The organism is Rhodococcus sp. RDE2 (assembly GCF_020885655.1).
Taxonomy (GTDB): Bacteria; Actinomycetota; Actinomycetes; order Mycobacteriales; family Mycobacteriaceae; genus Rhodococcus; species Rhodococcus pyridinivorans.
On sequence record NZ_AP025186.1, the window covers coordinates 5,281,495 to 5,300,582 of the forward strand.

The 19,088-nt window shown below is 68.1% G+C and carries 19 protein-coding genes; 6 read left to right on the forward strand and 13 right to left on the reverse strand.

Annotated elements, in window-relative coordinates; translation table 11 throughout:
- Nucleotides 1-96: 96 nt before the first annotated feature.
- From rplI to rpsF, 4 genes are all read right to left on the reverse strand, one after another.
- On the reverse strand, nucleotides 97-552 hold the full coding sequence (rplI, locus tag LPH33_RS24650; RefSeq protein ID WP_026061132.1) for a 50S ribosomal protein L9: 456 nt from the start codon (nucleotides 550-552) through the stop codon (nucleotides 97-99).
- Between the two features lie 17 nt (nucleotides 553-569).
- The gene (gene rpsR / locus LPH33_RS24655) at nucleotides 570-812 is read right to left on the reverse strand and encodes a 30S ribosomal protein S18 (protein WP_006550800.1); all 243 of its coding nucleotides are present in this window, start codon (nucleotides 810-812) and stop codon (nucleotides 570-572) included.
- A gap of 41 nt (nucleotides 813-853) precedes the next feature.
- The gene (locus LPH33_RS24660) at nucleotides 854-1,372 is read right to left on the reverse strand and encodes a single-stranded DNA-binding protein (protein WP_006550801.1); all 519 of its coding nucleotides are present in this window, start codon (nucleotides 1,370-1,372) and stop codon (nucleotides 854-856) included.
- Between the two features lie 64 nt (nucleotides 1,373-1,436).
- On the reverse strand, nucleotides 1,437-1,724 hold the full coding sequence (gene rpsF / locus LPH33_RS24665; protein WP_006550802.1) for a 30S ribosomal protein S6: 288 nt from the start codon (nucleotides 1,722-1,724) through the stop codon (nucleotides 1,437-1,439).
- 154 nt (nucleotides 1,725-1,878) lie between these two features.
- Here rpsF and LPH33_RS24670 point away from each other — a divergent pair, with 154 nt between their 5' ends.
- From LPH33_RS24670 to LPH33_RS24680, 3 genes are read left to right on the forward strand one after another with little or no spacing between them, the layout of a single operon-like run.
- Nucleotides 1,879-3,219 (forward strand): glycosyltransferase 87 family protein, encoded by a 1,341-nt coding sequence (locus LPH33_RS24670; RefSeq protein ID WP_229566515.1) that lies wholly within the window; start codon nucleotides 1,879-1,881, stop codon nucleotides 3,217-3,219.
- Nucleotides 3,219-3,806, forward strand: coding sequence for a GNAT family N-acetyltransferase (locus LPH33_RS24675; RefSeq protein ID WP_229566516.1), 588 nt, complete (start codon nucleotides 3,219-3,221; stop codon nucleotides 3,804-3,806). The genes LPH33_RS24670 and LPH33_RS24675 overlap by 1 nt, the downstream gene beginning before the upstream one ends.
- 26 nt (nucleotides 3,807-3,832) lie before the next feature.
- Nucleotides 3,833-4,213: a DUF2752 domain-containing protein gene (locus LPH33_RS24680; protein ID WP_420714506.1), complete on the forward strand. Its 381-nt coding sequence runs from the start codon at nucleotides 3,833-3,835 to the stop codon at nucleotides 4,211-4,213.
- 3 nt (nucleotides 4,214-4,216) lie between these two features.
- On the opposite strand, the gene LPH33_RS24685 is transcribed toward LPH33_RS24680, so the two are convergent.
- Together LPH33_RS24685 and LPH33_RS24690 are read right to left on the reverse strand one after the other, a co-directional pair.
- A complete protein-coding gene (locus LPH33_RS24685) occupies nucleotides 4,217-4,774 on the reverse strand; it encodes a hypothetical protein (RefSeq protein ID WP_229566519.1) in 558 nt (185 codons plus the stop codon).
- Nucleotides 4,775-4,895: 121 nt separating this feature from the next.
- Nucleotides 4,896-8,714, reverse strand: a complete 3,819-nt coding sequence (locus LPH33_RS24690) for a helix-turn-helix domain-containing protein (protein ID WP_229566521.1) — start codon at nucleotides 8,712-8,714, stop codon at nucleotides 4,896-4,898.
- A gap of 173 nt (nucleotides 8,715-8,887) precedes the next feature.
- Between LPH33_RS24690 and LPH33_RS24695 the strand changes: the two genes are divergently transcribed.
- Nucleotides 8,888-9,169: a response regulator transcription factor gene (locus LPH33_RS24695; protein WP_120280880.1), complete on the forward strand. Its 282-nt coding sequence runs from the start codon at nucleotides 8,888-8,890 to the stop codon at nucleotides 9,167-9,169.
- A 219-nt stretch (nucleotides 9,170-9,388) separates the two neighbouring features.
- On the opposite strand, the gene LPH33_RS24700 is transcribed toward LPH33_RS24695, so the two are convergent.
- The 5 genes from LPH33_RS24700 to LPH33_RS24720 form a co-directional block, all read right to left on the reverse strand.
- Nucleotides 9,389-9,871, reverse strand: a complete 483-nt coding sequence (locus tag LPH33_RS24700) for an RNA polymerase subunit sigma-24 (protein WP_229566523.1) — start codon at nucleotides 9,869-9,871, stop codon at nucleotides 9,389-9,391.
- A gap of 27 nt (nucleotides 9,872-9,898) precedes the next feature.
- Complete coding sequence (locus LPH33_RS24705; protein ID WP_229566524.1) at nucleotides 9,899-11,491, reverse strand: glycosyltransferase family 87 protein; 1,593 nt, start codon at nucleotides 11,489-11,491, stop codon at nucleotides 9,899-9,901.
- 9 nt (nucleotides 11,492-11,500) lie between these two features.
- The gene (locus LPH33_RS24710; RefSeq protein WP_229568510.1) at nucleotides 11,501-14,140 is read right to left on the reverse strand and encodes a transglycosylase domain-containing protein; all 2,640 of its coding nucleotides are present in this window, start codon (nucleotides 14,138-14,140) and stop codon (nucleotides 11,501-11,503) included.
- Nucleotides 14,141-14,681: 541 nt separating this feature from the next.
- Nucleotides 14,682-14,858, reverse strand: a complete 177-nt coding sequence (locus tag LPH33_RS24715; RefSeq protein ID WP_159417156.1) for a hypothetical protein — start codon at nucleotides 14,856-14,858, stop codon at nucleotides 14,682-14,684.
- A gap of 15 nt (nucleotides 14,859-14,873) precedes the next feature.
- Complete coding sequence (locus LPH33_RS24720) at nucleotides 14,874-15,296, reverse strand: DUF5318 domain-containing protein (protein ID WP_172414849.1); 423 nt, start codon at nucleotides 15,294-15,296, stop codon at nucleotides 14,874-14,876.
- Nucleotides 15,297-15,504: 208 nt separating this feature from the next.
- Between LPH33_RS24720 and LPH33_RS24725 the strand changes: the two genes are divergently transcribed.
- The gene (locus LPH33_RS24725) at nucleotides 15,505-16,062 is read left to right on the forward strand and encodes a PadR family transcriptional regulator (protein ID WP_016694961.1); all 558 of its coding nucleotides are present in this window, start codon (nucleotides 15,505-15,507) and stop codon (nucleotides 16,060-16,062) included.
- Nucleotides 16,055-17,155: an inositol-3-phosphate synthase gene (locus LPH33_RS24730; protein ID WP_229566526.1), complete on the forward strand. Its 1,101-nt coding sequence runs from the start codon at nucleotides 16,055-16,057 to the stop codon at nucleotides 17,153-17,155. Before LPH33_RS24725 ends, LPH33_RS24730 begins: the two co-directional genes overlap by 8 nt.
- An 88-nt stretch (nucleotides 17,156-17,243) precedes the next feature.
- Here LPH33_RS24730 and LPH33_RS24735 read toward each other — a convergent pair whose 3' ends face one another.
- Nucleotides 17,244-18,002 (reverse strand): SDR family oxidoreductase, encoded by a 759-nt coding sequence (locus tag LPH33_RS24735; protein ID WP_120280884.1) that lies wholly within the window; start codon nucleotides 18,000-18,002, stop codon nucleotides 17,244-17,246.
- Nucleotides 17,999-19,072, reverse strand: coding sequence for a phosphotransferase family protein (locus tag LPH33_RS24740; protein WP_229566527.1), 1,074 nt, complete (start codon nucleotides 19,070-19,072; stop codon nucleotides 17,999-18,001). The genes LPH33_RS24735 and LPH33_RS24740 overlap by 4 nt, the downstream gene beginning before the upstream one ends.
- Nucleotides 19,073-19,088: the final 16 nt, after the last annotated feature.

The window sequence follows — 19,088 nt, forward strand, 5'->3', positions numbered from 1 at the left end:
AACGGTGTGGTTTACCCCCCGGTTTATCCACAGGCTGTACACAGACGACGAGGAGCCCCACGCCGACCAGGCGCGGGGCTCCTCGAGGGGCCGGAATCAGGCAGCCACGACGTTCAGCGTGAACTTCGCGGTGACATCCGGGTGCAGCTTCACGACGATCTGGTGCTTGCCGGTCGCCTTGATGTGAGCCTTGGGCAGCTCGACGATGCGCTTGTCGACAACCGGGCCACCGGCAGCCTTGAGAGCACCGGCGACATCGGCAGCGGTGACCGAGCCGAACAGCTTGCCCGAGTCGCTCGAGGTCTTGACGCTCAGCGAGACGTCCTCGAGGCCCTCGATGGCGGCCTTGAGCTCCTGAGCGTGCTCGAGGCCACGCACGGCGCGAGCCTCCTGAGCACGGCGGATGCCCTCGACCTGCTTCTGGGCACCACGGGTGGCGACGATCGCCAGGCCGCGGGGCAGCAGGTAGTTGCGGCCGTAGCCGTCCTTGACCTCAACGGTGTCGCCAGGCGCACCGAGGTTGTCCACGTCAGCAGTAAGGATGAGCTTCATCGTGTCCCTCCCTTTCCTCAGCGAGTCGTCGAGACGTAAGGGAGCAGAGCCACCTCACGAGAGTTCTTGACAGCAACAGCGACGTCGCGCTGGTGCTGCACGCAGTTGCCGGTGACGCGGCGAGCGCGGATCTTGCCGCGATCGCTGACGTACTTGCGCAGCAGCGTCGTGTCCTTGTAATCGATCTGCACGTTCTTTTCCTTGCAGAAGGTGCAGACCTTCTTCTTCAAAACCTTCTCGCGCGCGGGCGACTTAGGCATGGTCGTTCTCCGTAATTTTGGATGTTCCGATCGAGGTCGGATCAGAACGGAGGCTCGTCGTCCCCGGAACCACCGAAGGAGCCCGACTGCGGGGCGTCGCCCCACGGGTCGTCTCCGCCGACGTTCGTGTTCTGAGCGGGACGGCCACCGCCCGATCCACCGGAGGAACCACCGAAGCCTCCGCCACCGCCACCGCGACCGGCCTTGGTGACCTTGGCCGTGGCGTAACGGAGCGAGGGGCCGATCTCGTCGACCTCGAGCTCCACGACAGTGCGCTTCTCGCCTTCACGCGTCTCGTAGCTGCGCTGCTTGAGCCGGCCCTGCACGATCACACGCGAGCCGCGAGTCAAGCTCTCGGCCACGTTCTCCGCTGCCTCACGCCAGATGTTGCAGCGCAGGAACAGAGCCTCGCCGTCCTTCCATTCGTTGGACTGACGGTCGAACACGCGGGGCGTGGATGCGACGGTGAAGTTCGCAACCGCAGCACCCGCGGGGGTGAAACGCAGTTCGGGGTCGGCGGTCAGATTGCCGACCACGGTGATGACGGTGTCGCCTGCCATGTGGTTCCTCCTGCAGTGTGGGGAGTCCTGATGCGCCAGAGCCTACGGCCCGGCGCCGACAGGCTCACTTGCCGTGGCGCAGAACCTTGGTGCGGAGCACCGACTCGTTCAGGCCGAGCTGGCGATCCAGCTCTGCAACGGCAGCAGGCGTCGCGCTGATGTCGATCACCGCGTAGATGCCTTCGCTGTTCTTGGCGATCTCGTAGGCGAGACGGCGCTTACCCCACACGTCGACCTTGTCGACCTTGCCGCCTTCCTGGCGAATGACGTTGAGGAACGTCTCCAGCGAGGGAGCGACGGTGCGCTCGTCCAGGCTGGGGTCCAGGATGATCATCAATTCGTAATGACGCATTAGACCTCATCACCTCCTATGGACTGTGAACGGTCACGGACGTTCCGTGACAGGAGGGTCGTTGCGTCAGCAACCCATGAAGGGTACACGACGGCCCGGCGACCAGCGAAATCGCCGACCGTCGCGGGCAGGGGTTTTGTCCTAGGGTGAGGACATGCGCACGAGCTCCGGGACCGTCTCGCTCGTCGCCGTCCTGACGTGCGCGGTGATGATGTGGTTCGGCTACCTGAACAAGGCCCGGTGCGCCGGCCCTACCTTCGACGCCGAGGGTCGCACGCTGCGGTTCGAGGACATCAAGGACGCCGACGTCTGCTATTCCGACATCCAGCAATTGTGGATCGGCCGCGGCATCAACCTCCACGTCTTCCCCTTCGTCGATGGGGGCATCACCTCGTCGGGAGCGCTGACCGGGGGCACCGTCGAGTACCCCGTGCTCAGCGGGGTGCTCATGTGGATCGGGGCCATCGGCGCCCACACCGATGCGGAGTTCCTCCTGCAGTCGGCGTTGTTGCTCGCCCCCTTCGGGCTGGTCACCGCGTGGTTGCTCGCCCGGATGGCCGGATGGGCCGCGCTGTTGTGGTCGCTCACGCCGCCGCTCGTGCTCTACGCCTTCCTCAACTGGGACCTGCCGGTCGTGGCGGTCACCGTCGCCGCCGTCGCGGTGCTGACGATCGAACGCTGGTCGCTGCGGACCCGAGGAGTGGTCGCGGCGGTGCTGCTGGGCGTGGGTTTCTGTCTCAAGCTCTATCCGGGCATCTTCGTTCTGCCGCTCATGGCCTATGTCCTCACCGGCGGGAGCTCACCGGACCGGAATCGGGACGTCCCCGGCGCCCTCGCCGTCGCGGGCACGGCGGCAGCGACGGTCGCCGCGATCAACCTGCCCTTCGCGATCCTCGGTTACGAGGGCTGGCGGGCGTCGTTCGCCTTCCAGCAGAACCGGGAAGCGGACGGGACCAGCAACTCCATCTGGTACTGGGGTCTGCGACCGTTGATGGGCGGCTACCAGGAATACGAGAACACTCCCCAGTACAACGAGCTGGTGGCCCAGTTGTCGCCGACGCTGGTCGCGCTGTCGTTCGCGCTCGCCCTGTGGCTCGGATGGCGCCGATACCTCCGCGACGGCGTCTATCCGTGGCTCGGTACCGGGGCCGCGATGCTGTGCGGGTTCATGCTCTTCCACAAGGTTCACTCACCGCAGTACACGCTGTGGCTACTGCCGATGTTGATCCTGCTGCGCGTGCCGTGGGGTCTCGTCGCCGCCTATCTCCTCGCCGATCTCGCCATCGGCATCGGCATCTTCCGGTGGTTCGCCGCGACCGCCGGCGAAACGGACATGGCCCTGCCGCTCACGCTCGTCCACATCGGAGTGTGGGGACGCGCGGTCCTGCTGGTCGTGCTGTTCTTCGTCTTCCTGCGCGTCCCGCCCCGAACTCCGTGGCAGCAGACGGAACGGACGGACTACGCTCGCCGTCCGACGACGACCGGGAGAGCGTGATGAACGACAACTGGACGGAACATCCCGTCCTCGAGGGTCCCCGTATCCGACTCGAGCCCCTCGCCGACTCCCACGCCGGAGGGTTGCTGAAGGCCGCCGACGATCCCGACACGATCTTCGCCTGGGCGCACCTCGTGATCCGCGACCTCGACGACGCGCGCACCTTCGTGCGCGAGGCGGTGGCCGATCCGTACCGGCTGCCCTACGCGATCGTCGACAGGGCGACCGGCGAGGTGCTGGGGTCGACGTCCTACTACCTGCTCGAACCGGCTCACCGCACGCTGGTGATCGGCTACACCTGGTTGTCGACGCGAGTGCAGCGGACCCACGTGAACAGCGAGTCGAAACTGCTTCTGCTGCAGCGCGCCTTCGACGACCTCGGGGCCGTGCGCGTGACCTGGCACGCCGACGAACGCAACACCCGTTCGCGCGACGCCCTGCGCCGGCTCGGCGCCACCGAGGAGGGTCTGCTCCGCAAGCATCGCAGGCGCCGCGACGGCAGCTGGCGGACCACCGCCCTGTTCTCCCTCACCGACGACGAATGGCCCGGGGTGCGCGCCCGGCTCGAGGAGCGCACGGCGCGATGAGGACGAGGCGCGCGCTCGCAGCCCCCATGGCGATCGCCGCGGGTGCGGTCGCGGTGTGCGCCGCGGTGGCGTGGGCCGACCCGACCACGCCGGGCGGGGTCATCCCGCCGTGCCCCACCTATTCACTGTTCGGAATCCTGTGCCCCGGTTGCGGTTCGTCGCGGATGCTGTACTCGCTCGTCCATCTCGACGTACCGGCAGCGTTGCACTACAACGCCCTCGGTCTCGTCGCGCTGGGCGTGCTCACCGTGGTCTTCGGTCTGTGGACGTCGAGCAGGGTGCGGGACACACCGATGCCGCGGTGGACGCGATACCGGTGGACCCCGCACCTCGTGCTGGTCCTGACGGCGGTGTGGTTCGTCGTGCGCAACATCCCGGTTGCGCCGTTCACCGCCCTACGGATCTGACCGTCAGAGGACCGGGCAGTTGACCGTGTACTCCCACGCCGTGCTGTCGGGGCCGGTCACCCGCACCAGCACCGTCGTCGCGGTTCCCGCCGGGACGGAGACGACGACGGATCCCGTTCCCTCGTTGAGGTTGTCGCCCACGTAGCCGGTGCTGTGGATCAACTGTCCCTGGTAGAGAACCTCGATGTTGTCCGGGATGTTGACCGTCTCGTAGGTGAGGACGAACGAGGTGGGGCCGCTACGCCCCAGATCATGGTAGGTGCTGGTCACCCCCGCGCCACCCGACTTCCGGGACTGGTTGCACTTCTGCGTCGTCGGCAGCGACGATCCGTTCTCCAGGATCACGCTGCCCAGATCGATGGCGCGGGCCCCCAGATCCATCACGCTGCCGGGCAGTTCGGACACACTGCCGGGCAGATCGGCGACACTGCCCGGCAGATCGTTGCTGCCGGCGCTGCCGGTGGGAGCGGCCGAGGCGGCAACGGGCGCACCGAATGCGACCGCCGCCACCGTGACGGTCGTCAGAACCGCGCGCAGACCCGGCCTGCGAATACGAGACATGCTTCCTCCGATGATCGATGCGTTGAATCCCCCATGAGGGACGTTCCCACACCGCGCGGCGCGTGCGTATCCTGCAATCGGATGAATCCGGCTCGGTCGGAACATCTTCCGCTCCCTCGATTCACGCCGTGTCGCCGCACGGCGGCCGGTAGGGCACACCCGGCAGGTGCCGTTCCCATTCGTCTTCGGTCACCGGAGTGCCGACGGTGGAACACAGTGTCGCCGAGACGGTCTCGGGATCGAGCTGCCACAGTCGCACGGAACGGTCCGGGCCGCCTCCGACGAGCACCGCTCCGTCGTGCGCGAAGGTGGCGTCGTAGACCCGGCTTCCGTAGGCGGTGAGCACCGCATGGGTGGTGGGGGAGCTCGGTCGGGTGACGTCCCAGATCCACGCCGACCCGTCGCCGACGCCGGCCGTGAGACGATCCCCGTCGGGGGAGAAGTGCAGCGAGTACACCGCGTCCGCCGGCCCGGTGATCCGCGCCAGTTCGCGTGGGGCGGCAGGGTCCGCGACATCCCACAGGCGCACACTGCGGTCGGCGCTCGCCGCGGCCAGGATCGTTCCGTCGCCACCGAACGCGACCGTCTGCGCCTGACTCTCGAATCCGGACAGCTCGGAGATCCGCGTCGGGTCGGTGGGATCGGAAAGATCCCACAGTTCGACGAGACCGCCGGCACTCGCTACGGCCACGATGTCGGCAGTGGGATGCCACGACAGCATGTACGGATAGTCGTCTGCCTCGAAGGTGCCGACGACGCGCGGAGCAGCGAAATCGGAGGCGTCGACGATCGCGACTTTCGCGTCCTCCGTCGCCGTTACCGCCACCACGGGTCGGTCGGGAGCGAACTCGACCACTCCGACGACACCCGTGACGACGCCCTCGGCTGTCCCGGCGAACTGCGGCGCTGCAGGGTCCGCCAGATCCCACAGGTGCACGGACCCGTCGGATGTTCCTGCTGCAGCGAGTGATCCGGTCTTCGACAGTGCCGCGGCACCGCTGAACCGATCCTCGACGGGCGGGCTCAGGGACGGCAGTTCCGCCGCCGTACCGGGATCGGCGATGTTCCACAGCGGCAGGGCATTCGACCGTCCCTGGCCGAAGAGGACGAGGGTGCCGTCCGCGTCGACGGGAGTGACGTAGACGGCCTCGTCCGCGGGCAGGACCGGGCCGGGCACCGGCCACCACCCGACCGAGCCGTCCAGTGCCGCGGTGAGCACTGCGAGACCCCCGTCGGTGAAGACGACCGAGGTCACGGGATTCGAACCGGGCAGTGTCGTGATCGATTCCGCGGCGCCGGGAGTCGTTCCGTCCGCCCAGATGCGGACCGTGTTGTCGGAGCTGCCCGCGACCAGGCGACGACCGTCCGGAGCGAACGCGACGGTGTTGACATAACTGGTGAATCCTTCGAGGGCCGCGAGGGGCACGGGTGCCGCGGGATCGACCATGTTCCAACGCAGTACGTGGCGCCGGGTGGTGCCGGCTGCGACCGTGCGGCCGTCGGACGAGAACGCCACCGACAGAAGATTCTCGGTGCCGCCGTCCGGCAGCGTCTCGAACACCGGTCGCGTGCCGGCATCCTGCGCCTGCACGTCCCACACCCGCAGCGACATCTGCCTGCCGGCCACGACGAGCCACCGATTTTCGGGCGAGAAGGCCGGGTACACAGCACCTTCGACCGAATGGTCGAGTGAGGGCAGTTCTCTCACCTCATCGGCATTCGTGTTCCATCGCAGCACCGTACCGGAGCCCGTTCCTGCTACGAGTTGCCTTCCGTCCGGCGAGAATTCGAGGGAATATGCCGTGTGATCGGAGTTCGCGAGCACCGCCCGCTGCCGCGGGGAGGTGCGGTCACGGATGTCCCAGAGCCAGATTCCGCCCTGACCCCCGACCGCGACGGAGTCGCCGTCCGGCGACACCGCGAGCGCATAGAGTTCGGCGGCACCGTCTCCCGCACCGAATTCCGCGGTCGGGGTGGTCGACGGTCCGGTCTCACCCACCGCCCACAACCGCACCGTGCCGTCGGATGCGGCACTGACCACAGTGCTCCCGTCTGGTGTGCTGCGTGCCTGGAGGGGGCCGGCCGGTCCCGTCAGACGCACGGGGGTACGCACACCGGTGGTGTCCAGCAGCGCCGAGCGCGCCTCCACGGTGTCGGCGACGCGGTAACCGGCCAGGGCGAACTGTGCTGCGAGAGCGGGTTCGGTGGCCGACAACTGCGTCGAGACGGTCGCGATCTGACGCGACATCGCGTCGTCGCGTGCGCGCTGGGCGTCGGCGCGTTCGGTGCGCGCGCTGATTCCGGCTGTGGTGGCGACGACCACCAGTACGAGGGCGATCACCGCTGTCACGGTGAGGGCGCCGACGAGCCGCCGGAGCACCCTGGTCCGGCGACGCTCCGCCTCGACTTCGGCGTCCCGGTGCGCGACGCTCCGGGTGAGGAATTCCCGTTCGGTGTCGTTGAGCGCGTCGGCGTTGTCGTCGACGCGACTCCAGTCGTCGTGGAGGACGAGCCGGCCACCCCCGAGCAGGGTGGTGTCGTCGCGGCCGCTGTCCTCCCACACCTGCGCGGCGCGGGTGAGTTCGCGGTGGACCGCGAGGCCCGCCCGGTCGGCATCGATCCATCCGCGCAGCCGGCCCCACGCGGTGAGGAGAACCTCGTGACTCAGCTGGACGGAATCCTCGTCGACCGTCAGGAGCCGGGCGTCGGCGAAACGGTCGACGATCTCGTCCACGGCGTCGACGTCCCCGAACGCCAGTTCGCTGCGGGGGGTGCGTCGTCGCGTCTGGGTGTCGTCGTCGACGTTGACGAGACGCAGGAACACCCGGCGCGTGAGGTGCTGCTGTTCGGGGGTCAGTTCCGAGTACAACTCCTCGGCGGTCTGCTGGACAGCGCCGGAGATACCGCCGACCGCGGTGTAGTCGGCGACGGTGAGCGTCCGGCGCTCGGCCCGCTGCCACAACCGCAGCAACGCGTGGGACAGCAGGGGGAGTGTGCCGGGCTCGTCCTTCGTCCGCGACGCGCGGGGAGCGAGATCGGTCAGCAGCACCTTCACCAGCTCCGGTGGAACGGTCACCTCCGCCTTGGCCGCCGGTTGCACGATGACGGATTCGAGTTCGGCCGCCGACATGGGACCGACGACGACGGGCCCGGACTCCAGGATCGGTACGAGGTGCGGTTCCCGTGCGGCCAGTCCGTAGAAGTCGGCCCGGAGTCCGAGGACGACGACGATGTCGTCGGGCGGCTGTGCGAGGTGTTCGAGGAAGTCGTGGCGGTCCTCTTCCTCGCCGGCGGTCCACAATTCCTCGAACTGGTCGACCACGAGAACGGTCGGGTGATCGACGTCGAGGGCACCGGCGAGCTTGTCCGGTCCTGCCGACGCGGGGGTCAGGACGACGGGTTTCCAGTCGCGGAGGTCGGTCTCGTCGGAACCGACGGCGGCGGCGACACCGGCCCGCAGCAGAGACGACTTGCCCGCACCGGAGGGACCGACGACGAGGATCACCCTCGGCCCCTGCCCGGCGACCGCGGCGCGGATCCGGCGGAGAACGTCCTCGGTGATGTCGTCGCGGCCGAAGAACCACTCGGCGTCCTCCGCCTCGAAGGAGGACAGACCGCGATAGGGGATCGGGCCGGTGTCCCGGCGCTTGGTCCGTGCCTGCCGGGCACGACGCGCAGCCGCGATCCAGGTGTCCGCCTCGATCTCGTCGGCTACCCCGCACGCCGCGAGCACAGCGCGGAAGGCCGGCTCGCTGGCACGGGTCGGCAGGTGCTGTCCGGAGAACCACCCGGCGACCGTGCCGTGCAATGCGCCGGACGCGTCGACGACATCGCGGATCGACAGTCCTGCTCGGGTTCGCAGGGCGGTCAGGGCCCGGCCGAACTCGGTCCGGGAGGTGATGGAGGTCGGCTCGGCCGCCTCCACGGTTGTTTCCGTCATCTACGGTTCCCTCGGGGAGAATCTGCGTTTTCGCAGGTCAGCGATGTATGACTGTACGGATTTCGTACGGGATCACGCGCGGGCGTAGGTCTTGGCACCGACGGCGACGAGGATTCGGGGTGGCGCATTCGCGCCGGTTCCCAGACTCTTCGTCAGCCGAGAGGCGGTTCGCCGTGAACGCTCAGCACCGTTCGTCCTCGTTCCACGAAATGCGTGTCGGCGGCCTCGTGCGGCCTCTGCTCAGCGCCCGCGAGAAGGAAGTTCTGCTCACCTGGCTGGCAGCGGACTCGAAGACCGAAGCGGCGAGGCGGCTGTTCATCTCGGTGGGCACGCTGAACACGCATCTGCAGCGGATCCGCCTCAAGTACGCGGCAGCCGGACGGGATGCCTCGACGAAGGCGAGTCTGCTGGCACGCGCGCTCCAGGACGGTCTGACGACGCTGGACGAATGGTGACACCGCACGAAGGTGACGCCGCGCGCACGGTGACGCGCCGGCGCGCGTGAGGTCAGGGATCGTCGGAAGTGCAGGGCACGGCGAACCTCCAAGGCGCGGTCGACAGGGTCCCCGACAGTCCCGTAGCAACGAAGTGACGAATCGGATATTAGCGACAAATCACCCGGAGATGTGTGGTTCGTCCATTCACCCGTGGATGTGGACTCCGTCCACCCGGATTCAGGCCGCGCGCAGGGAACTCAGCGCCGCGTGCTGCTCGACACCGACCCGGCCCGGCGCCACGGCGAGCGCCACCGCGGTCTGCCGGGAGTCGAGGCCCACGATGGTGCGCAGGATGAGGATCTCCTGCTGGAGTCGGGTCAGCGGGAAGGCCCGCGGGCTCGCGAACTCGGCATCGGCCGCGTCGGCGACCAGCGTGTAGGCCAACCGCAGGAAAGGCCGGTCGGCTCCGGACGGCGCGGTGAGTTCGGCGAGAATCGCACGGCAGGCGGCCAGGGCGAGACGATCGGCGTCGGCGAAGGTACCTCCGGCGGCCTTCCCACGGGCCCGGAAGTAGGCGATCACGAGCGGATGCAGGTCGCGCAGGAGTCGTGGGATCGCGGCGGCGTCGCCGGCCGCGACCGTCCACGCCAATTCACACGTCGTGAACTGTGATGCGGTGACATCCGTCCCCGCTCCGAATCCCCGTCCGCCGCTCGCCATGCTCCCCCCTCGTGCTCGTTCCCGAGCCTAGGGGGCCGACGAAGTCTCCGACATCCATCGTTCGGATGATTCTTCTCTCGTGACCCGATGGTGAGCAGGTCGCAACCTGGCGGGCAGCCATAGCGGCGGACGGTCGGGAGCCTGGTCGAGCACACCACCGACGGGATCGTCGACGAAGCCGTACCGCACGGGATCCCGCACCGGACGCCGGATCTGCCACAGCACGACCGCGCACAGTGCCACGACGGCGACATCGCGCAGGAAGACCGTGGCGGTGAACCACTGCTCCGGCAGTCCCTTCCGATCGGGACCGAGGTAGTAGTACATGCGCGGAACCCACACCAGCGCATCGATCGTCATCCAGGCGACCAGTGCGCGCCGGTGGGGCACGGCCAGCACGGCGAGCGGCACGAGCCACAGCGAGTACTGCGGACTCCACACCTTGTTCGTGAGCAGGAAGGCCGCGACGAGGAGGAAACACAACTGCGCGAGGCGGGGGCGGCGCGGCGCGGTGAGCCCGATCCACCCGATTGCGACGCAGGCCGCGGCGAACAACACGAGCGAGACCCCGTTGAATGTCGAGGCCGACCAGGCCGGCCAGCCCACGAACGAGTGCAGCACGTTGTAGATCGAATCCGGGTCCGCTCCGCGATCGGAGTTGAGCCGGAAGAACTCCGCCCATCCGCGCGGGTACAGCACCATGATCGGCAGATTCACGACCAGCCACGCCGCGGCGGCCGCTCCCGCGGTGCGGGCGAACGACCGCAGGTGGCCGGTCCGCAGGCACAACACCAGCAGCGGACCGAGCAACAGCAAGGGATACAACTTCGTCGCCGCGCCGAGGCCGAGCAGGACACCGGCGAGAACCGGTCGACGACGTGCCCACGCCAGCAGGCCACCGGCGGCGAAGGCCGTGGCCAGGGCATCGAAGTTCGTGAAGGCGTGCACCACGACCAGCGGTGACGCGGCGACGAGTGCGGCGTCCCAGATCCGGCGGCCCGCCGACATCGCGGTGGCCCACACCGTGACGAGCCAGGCGAGCGCGAGACCGATTGCAACGACGGCGAAGTAGATCGCGACCTGCAGCGCATCGGGGAGCCACGGTGTGGCGTCCCACGCCTTCGCGATGCGCATCGAGCCGTACTGGTAGAGCCCCGCGAGCACCGGATACTCCATGTACCGGGTCTGCATCTGCCCGTCGGGGCCGGGTTCCTCCCACGACGTCCGGTACGGGAAGGCGCCCTCGGCGAGCCGTTCGGCACCGTAGAGCGGAACGATGTCGGAATAACACATCGCCACGTACTGCCGGTTACCGCTCCAGTCCAGGCCGAGCGCGCCATCGGGACCGACGGGTCCCTGCTGGACGCAGGCCGCCTTCGTGAACCAGCCGAAGGCGAGGAAGACGACCGCGAGCAGCAACATCGCCCGCAGGGGAGTGAAGAAGCGGGTGCGCCCGAGCACGGCGTGCCGGCCCACCGGACCGCCGATGACGGCGGTCAGGCGCGACACCGTCGAGTCGGTACGCCCCGGGGTGTCGCGCCAGTCCAGGGAACGACGATCCTCGGCCGGTGGTGCAGCGGACACCACCGGCCGGGCGTCGGATCCCCGGTCGTCGCTCACGCGGCGAGGCTACCCGGCCGGAGCGTATTCGAACGCGCCCTGGGGGCTACCGCCCTGCGCGCCTTGGAATCCGCCTCCCTGCGCGCCCGGGATCGCGGGGCTCTCGAGTCCCGGGATGCGGTTCTGCGGAGGCGATCCACCCTCGTCGGAGTCGTCGCCGGTACCACCGCCGGTTCCGCCGCCGGTATCCTCGCTCTCCTCCTGCTGACCGCCGGTGCCGGGACGGGAAGGCGCGTTCTGGGTGGTCGTCTGCGGGGCGACACCCGGAACGGGGATGGTGACGCCGGGGAAGATCTCCACGTTCTGCGTGGTGATCTCCGGAACCTCGGGAAGACTCGGCACGACACGCGAAGTGGTGGTCTGCTCACGGGTGGCCGGAGCCGTCGTCGACGCGGTCCACGCCGGCACGCCGGAGACACCGGCGATCGGTTCCGGCTTCGGGAACGACTCGACCTCGGTGCCCTCGAGAGCGCCATCCATCGTGTCCTTCCAGATGTCCGACGGGATGCCCGAGCCGTAGATCATGCCGCCCCAGCTGTTCTCGAGGGGCAGACCCTCCTCGGTGCCGACCCACACCGCCGTCGACAGCGACGGGGTGTAACCGACCATCCACGCGTCCTTGTTGGAGCCGGTGTCGCCGAGCTGGGCCGTACCGGTCTTCGACGCGGACGGGCGGCCACCGGCCAGAGCGTGGCCGTTCGAATACGCGGCGATCGGGGTCATCGCGGAAGTGGTGTTGTCGGCCACCGCCGCGTCGACGACCTGCTCACCGGCAGGGGTGCCACGGTCGAGGAGAACCTCGCCGTCGGACGTCACGACCTTCTGCACGAAATACGGCTCGTGATGACGGCCGGACGCCGCGAGCGTGGCGTACGCCGAGGCCATGTCGAGCACGCGCGACTGGTACTGGCCCAGCACGATGCCGTAGTTGGGGCCGATACCCCCCGGCTCGGTGAGCGTCTCGCCGATACCCGGCAGTTCCTTCGCGACACCCAGCTTGTGCGCCATGTCGGCGATGGCCTGCGGGCCGTTGTCCATCTCGAGCATCATCCGGTAGAAGCTCGTGTTCAGCGACCGCTTGAGCGCTTCGGCGATGGTGCACTGTCCGCACGATTCACCCTCGACGTTGCCGATCTTGATGCCGTTGACCGTCAGCGGACCGCTGTCGTAGGTCTGCGACAACGGCACGCCCTGGTCGAGGTTGGCGGCCAGGCCGAACACCTTGAACGACGAACCCGTCTGCAGACCGGACTGGGCGAAGTCGTAACCGACACCGCTCTCACCGCCGTAGTAGGCGCGGATCGCCCCGGACCGGGGATCGACCGACACCACCGCGGTACGCAACTCCTCGGGTTCGCCCTCGAGATTGCTCTGCGCCGCCTCGACCGCCGACTGCTGGGCCTGGGGGTCGATCGTCGTGGTGATCTGGAGACCGGCCGTGTTGAGGAGGTTCTCGTCGATGCCCTCGCGGGACAACTCGGCGAGCACCTGGTTCTTGATCAGGCCTTCGGGGCCGGACGACTGGTCGCCGTTGTCGAGCTCCGCGATCGGCACGTAGGCCGGGTACTTCATTCCCGACCGTTCGGCGGCATCGAGCGTGCCCGCAGCGACCATGCCGTCGAGCACGTAGTTCCAGCGCGCCTCCGCACCCTCGGGGTTCTGCTCGGGATCGAGCAGCGATGGCAACTGGATCGACGACGCGAGCACGGCGCCCTCCTCGACGGTGAGTTCACCGACGGGCTTGCCGAAGTACGCGTTCGACGCCGCTGCGATGCCGTAGGCACCGCGGCCGAAGTAGATGGTGTTGAGGTAGGCCGCGAGGATATCGTCCTTGGTCCACTGGTTCGCCATCTTCGTCGACAGCACCAGCTCCTTGAGCTTTCGCGTCAACGTCCGCTCGGAACCGACGACGGCGACCTTCACGTACTGCTGGGTGATGGTCGAACCACCACCGGCGCTGTCGCGGCCGAGCACGTTGTCGCGGGCGGCACGCGCGAAGCCGGTCACCGAGAAACCGGGATTGCTGTAGAAGTCGCGGTCCTCGGCGGCGAGCACGGCATTGCGGACGTGCACGGGGATCGCGTCGAGTTCGACCTCGGTGCGGTTGCCCTCCGGCGGGATCACCTTCGTGATGACGCCCTGGCCATCGGAGTTGAAGATGGTCGCGGCCTGGTTCGTCTGCAGCTCACCGGGGCGCGGCACGTCCTGGACGATGTACGCCAGCATGAACATGAGGATCGGGACGAGGATGCCGGCGGCGACCACGCCGTAACCGATCCGGCGGATCGTGCGCCAGCGATTGCTCTTGCCGTCGCCCTTTCCACCCCCGGCGCCGCCACCCGAACCGCCACCGGGCGGAACCGTGGGAGGTCCGCCTGCGGGTGGGCCACCGGCGACGCGCGTCGTGGGTGCATCGTTCGCAGCGCTCGCAGTCCCTGCAGCACCCGCTGCAGCGCTCGCACCCATCGCAGCGGAGACCCGCTGCGTCGGGGCATCCGCTCCGGGACGCTGTGCAGGCGCGTCCGCTCCGGGACGCTGCGCACCTGGCGCGTCCGCTCCGGGACGCATGGCGACGGTCGGATCGGCCTGCGGCGCGCGCTGGACGGGAGGCACCGCGCCGGGCGGCAACGTGCCGGGACGCGGCGGCATCGACTGGTTGGGGTTGCGCGGCTGGTTCGCGCCCGGGGCGGGCACCGGTCCGCGCGGCGGGTACGGCTGTCCCGGTCGGCCCTGCTGGGGGCCCGGTCCCTGCCCCTGACCGGGAGCCTGAGGACGCTGTCCCTGGCCGGGGGCCTGAGGACGCTGTCCCTGGACGGGCCCCTGAGGACGCTGACCCTGACCGGGAGCCTGGGGCGGGTACGGCGGCCGGCCGCCGGGGCGCGGCGGTTGCTGACCTGCGGGACCACCGGGCTGTCCGCCCGGTCGGCCCGGCTGACCCTGTACTCCCGGCTGACCCTGTGCTCCCGGCTGACCCTGCGGGCGCGGTTGCGGCGGCAACGGACGACCCTGCACCGGTCCCTGGGCAGGGCGCTGCTGTCCAGAACCGGGCTGTCCCGGACCCGGCTGCCCCTGACCGGCACCGGCAGGAGGACCGGGACGTTGCTGCCCGGGCTGCGGTCCGGCGGGACCGCTGCGCTGGGACGGGACGGCCTTGTTGTCCTCGGGTTCGTTGTCGGGGGAACTCACGTACTCATCTCCAACTGTTCTCGCGACGCATCACGCCGCGGCCTCGACACTGCTCCACGAAGAGCCGATCGGCGATGCCGGCGGACGGCAGCCGATCGACGATGTGCGCAGCGGACGACGCGACGATCAGGTCGTGCGGGTCGGACCCAGGAGCGAACTCCACGAGAAAGCGTACGGGCACGTTGCCGGTACCCCTTCACTCGCTGGCGGTACGACGGCTCGATCCCGTCGACCGGCGACGCGGGCTCTTGGGGGCGGGTTGCGATCCCAGGACGTACGACTGCACCAGGTGATTCCAGCTGCAGGTACGGCACACCTCGACCACGTGAACCGAGAATTCCTCCTGGCTGGCGGCCAGACGCACCAACTCTTCGGGGGTGCGCGCCGACCCGGACACCGGACCGAGTTTGTCGCCGAAGACCCACGAGACGAGGGTCAACTGCTCCTTACGGCAGATGGGGCACATCACATCGCTGCCCCGTCCGTGAAATTTCGCCGCCCGCAGCAGATAGGGGCTCGCGTCGCAGACCTCACTGACTCCGCGTCGCCCCGAGTAGACCTCGGCGAGCAGCGAGCGCCGCTGCAACGCGTAGTCCACCACCTGCCGCTGAATTCGCACGGCTTCCAGAGTACGTGCGGGTGCCACGGCGATGGGCGCGGAGTGGCCCACCGGGTGCAGACGATGTGCCCGTTCGATCCGACACCTACCCGGTTCTCCGGCACCGCGCGTGACATATATCGCCCTCGGCGTATCGTCGTATATATCGGCGCGATATAGTTCTGCGTCGTATCAATCGGTTGGTTCGGACGGAAACAGGAGGTGACCCGTGCTGGAACTGGCGATACTCGGGCTCCTCCTCGAGTCGCCCATGCACGGCTACGAGCTGCGCAAGCGTCTGACCGGGCTCCTCGGTGCCTTCCGCGCCTTCTCCTACGGGTCGCTCTATCCGACTCTGCGGAGAATGCAGGCGGACGGCCTCATCGAAGAGGATCCGGGAACTCCCGGTCCCGTGAAGCGACGTGCCCGCCGCGTCTACCAGCTCACCCCGAAGGGTCGAGAACGCTTCACCGAGCTGGTCGCCGACACGGGACCGCAGAACTACACCGATGACGGATTCGGCGTGCACCTCGCCTTCTTCGGTCGCACTCCCGCCGAAGCGCGGATGCGAATTCTCGAAGGCAGGCGCCGCCAGGTCGAGGAGCGCAGAGAAGCGCTCCGCGATGCGATCGGACGGGCCAGCGGCACACTCGATCGTTACACCCGTCAGCTCCATCAGCTCGGCCTCGAGTCCAGCGAGCGCGAAGTGCGCTGGCTCAACGAACTCATCGCCGCCGAGCAGTCGTCAGCAGCACGCAACAAAGAAGGAGAACCCGACCATGGGTGAGAACAGCACCGCGGTGCGCGTGGCCATTGTGGGCGTGGGGAACTGTGCCTCTTCCCTGGTCCAGGGCGTCGAGTACTACAAGGATGCGGACGCCGAGACCACCGTCCCCGGCCTGATGCACGTCGAATTCGGTCCCTACCACGTGCGCGACGTCCAGTTCGTCGCCGCGTTCGATGTGGATGCCAAGAAGGTCGGCTTCGACCTGTCCGAGGCGATCCTCGCGAGCGAGAACAACACCATCAAGATCGCCGACGTGCCGCCGCTCGGTGTGCCCGTCCAGCGCGGTCACACGCTCGACGGCATCGGCAAGTACTACTCCGAGACCATCGAGCTGTCCGACGCCGAGCCCGTCGACGTGGTCAAGGCACTGAAGGACGCCGAGGTCGACGTTCTCGTCTCCTACCTCCCCGTGGGTTCCGAGGAGGCCGACAAGTTCTACGCGCAGTGCGCCATCGACGCGGGTGTCGCCTTCGTCAACGCTCTCCCCGTCTTCATCGCGTCCGACCCCGAGTGGGCGCAGAAGTTCACCGACGCCGGTGTCCCGATCGTCGGCGACGACATCAAGTCGCAGGTCGGCGCCACCATCACCCACCGCGTGATGGCGAAGCTGTTCGAGGACCGCGGTGTCGTGCTCGACCGCACGTACCAACTCAACGTCGGCGGCAACATGGACTTCAAGAACATGCTCGAGCGCGAGCGTCTGGAGTCGAAGAAGGTCTCCAAGACCCAGGCCGTCACATCGAACCTCAACGGCCCCCTCGCCGGCAAGGTCCACGACCGCGACGTGCACATCGGCCCCTCCGACTACGTGCAGTGGCTCGACGACCGCAAGTGGGCGTACGTCCGCCTCGAGGGTCGCGCCTTCGGTGACGCCCCGCTGAACCTCGAGTACAAGCTCGAGGTCTGGGACTCCCCGAACTCGGCCGGCATCATCATCGACGCCATCCGCGCGGCGAAGATCGCCAAGGACCGCGGCATCGGCGGCCCGATCCTCCCGGCTTCGGCATACCTGATGAAGTCCCCGCCGGTCCAGATGGCCGACGATTCCGCCCGTGCCCAGCTCGAGGCGTTCATCATCGGAGCCGACGCGTAAGTCGTTCTCCGGCAGGATTTCCGACGAAGGCTGCATCCCTCACGTGGGATGCGGCCTTCGTCGTTGCTGCTGTGGGTTACGGACCGGCCTACGCCATCTTCCGGATCACCGACAGCGGCAGCACCTTCATCGCGTATCCGAGCGGAATCCACGGCCAGCCCGGCACATACGCCTTGGCGGGTTCCTTCTCGATCGCAGCCGCCAATGCGCGACAACCTGTTTCGGTGTCGACGATGAACGGGACCTTCTTCACCTTCTCGTTGATCTCCGACCGGATGTATCCAGGGAAGATCGTGCTCACCGAGATGTCGGTGTCCGCGAGGTCGGCTCGCATCCCCTCACCGAGCGAGGCGACGGCGGCTTTCGACGCGGCGTAGGTCGTCAGGTTGCGCGGCATGCCCCGCACCGCGCTCATGGACGAGATGAGGACGACGTGCCCGCGCCCGCGGGGTCGCATGAGCTCGAGGGCCGCTTCACTCTGAGCCAGTGCACCGAGAAAATTGGTGTTCGCGGTCTGCGCGTTCGCACGGAAGTAGCCGGTGCCGAGGGGTTGTCCCTTGCCGAGGCCGGCGTTGACGATCACCCGGTCGAGACCGCCGAGCTCCTCGTCGAACTCGCGGAAGACGGTGAACACGTCGTCGTGCCGGTTCACGTCGAGGGCGCGCACGCTCACGGTGATGCCCGGGTGCGCGGCGAGCAGTTCGTCCCGTAGCTCCTCGAGCCGTTCGACGCGCCGGGCGGCGAGCGCGAGATTCCTTCCTCGCGCGGCGAATTCACGCGCCATCCCGGCACCGAGGCCGGAACTCGCACCGGTGATGAGGATGTTCCGTCGCTGCGGGCGGCTCATCGGTTCTCCTTCTCGTATCGATCGATCAATGCACTGCAACGGGATTCGAGATAACCGACCACGATCCAGAAGTCCTTGAAGGCCGGATTGGTGGTGTGGCCGTGGTGGTAGCGGTAGTAGATCTGCTGGGCGATCACGGCGAGGCGGAACAGTCCGAACACCTCGTAGAATCCCCACCCGTCCACCGGCAGTCCGGTCCGCTCGGAATAGTATTCGACGATCTCCTGCCGGGTGAGCATGCCGGGGAGATCGGACGGCTGCCGCTTCGTCAACAGCAGCATGTCGTCGTCGTCCGCCTGGACCCAATAGGCGAGCGACGAGCCGAGGTCCATCAGGGGGTCGCCGATGGTGGCCAGCTCCCAGTCGAGCACCGCGACCGGCTTCAGCGGATCGTTCTCGTCGAGGACGATGTTGTCGAGCCGGAAGTCGCCGTGGATCACGGTCTGCGCGACGTCCTGCGGTTGCCGCGCCGCCAGCCACTCGGTGACGCGGGCGAAGTCGGGGACGTTGTCGGTGCGGGCCTTGGCGTAGCGCGACGTCCAGCCCGCGACCTGCCGTGCGACGTAACCGGATCCGCGCCCCAGTTCGGACAGTCCCGCGGACTCCGGATCGATGCCGTGCAGTTCGACGAGCAGGTCGACGATGCGCAGGCACAGGGTGCGGGTGTCCGCTTCGGAGAGGTCGAGTTGCGTGGGCGGATTCGTGCGCAGGATGGTTCCGGGAACGCGGTCCATGACGTAGAAGTCGCTGCCGAGCACGCTGTGATCGGTGCACAGGCCGATCATGGTGGGCACGTAGGGGTAGACCGGTGCGAGCATCGACTGGATACGGTACTCACGTGCCATATCGTGACCGGACGACGGCTTCGCCCCGGTCGGCGGCCGGCGCAGCACGAGATCGCGATCCGGATAGCGCAGCAGATAGGTCAGATTGGATGCGCCGCCGGAGAACTGGCAGACCTCCGGCACTCCGGTGATGCCGGCGTGCTCGGCGAGCCAGGCCGCGACCGCGTCGACGTCGAAGGCGTCCTCCTCGCGAACGGTGCGGGCGTTGTCGGGAAGTGTGGTCATCGTCGGAAACTCCCTC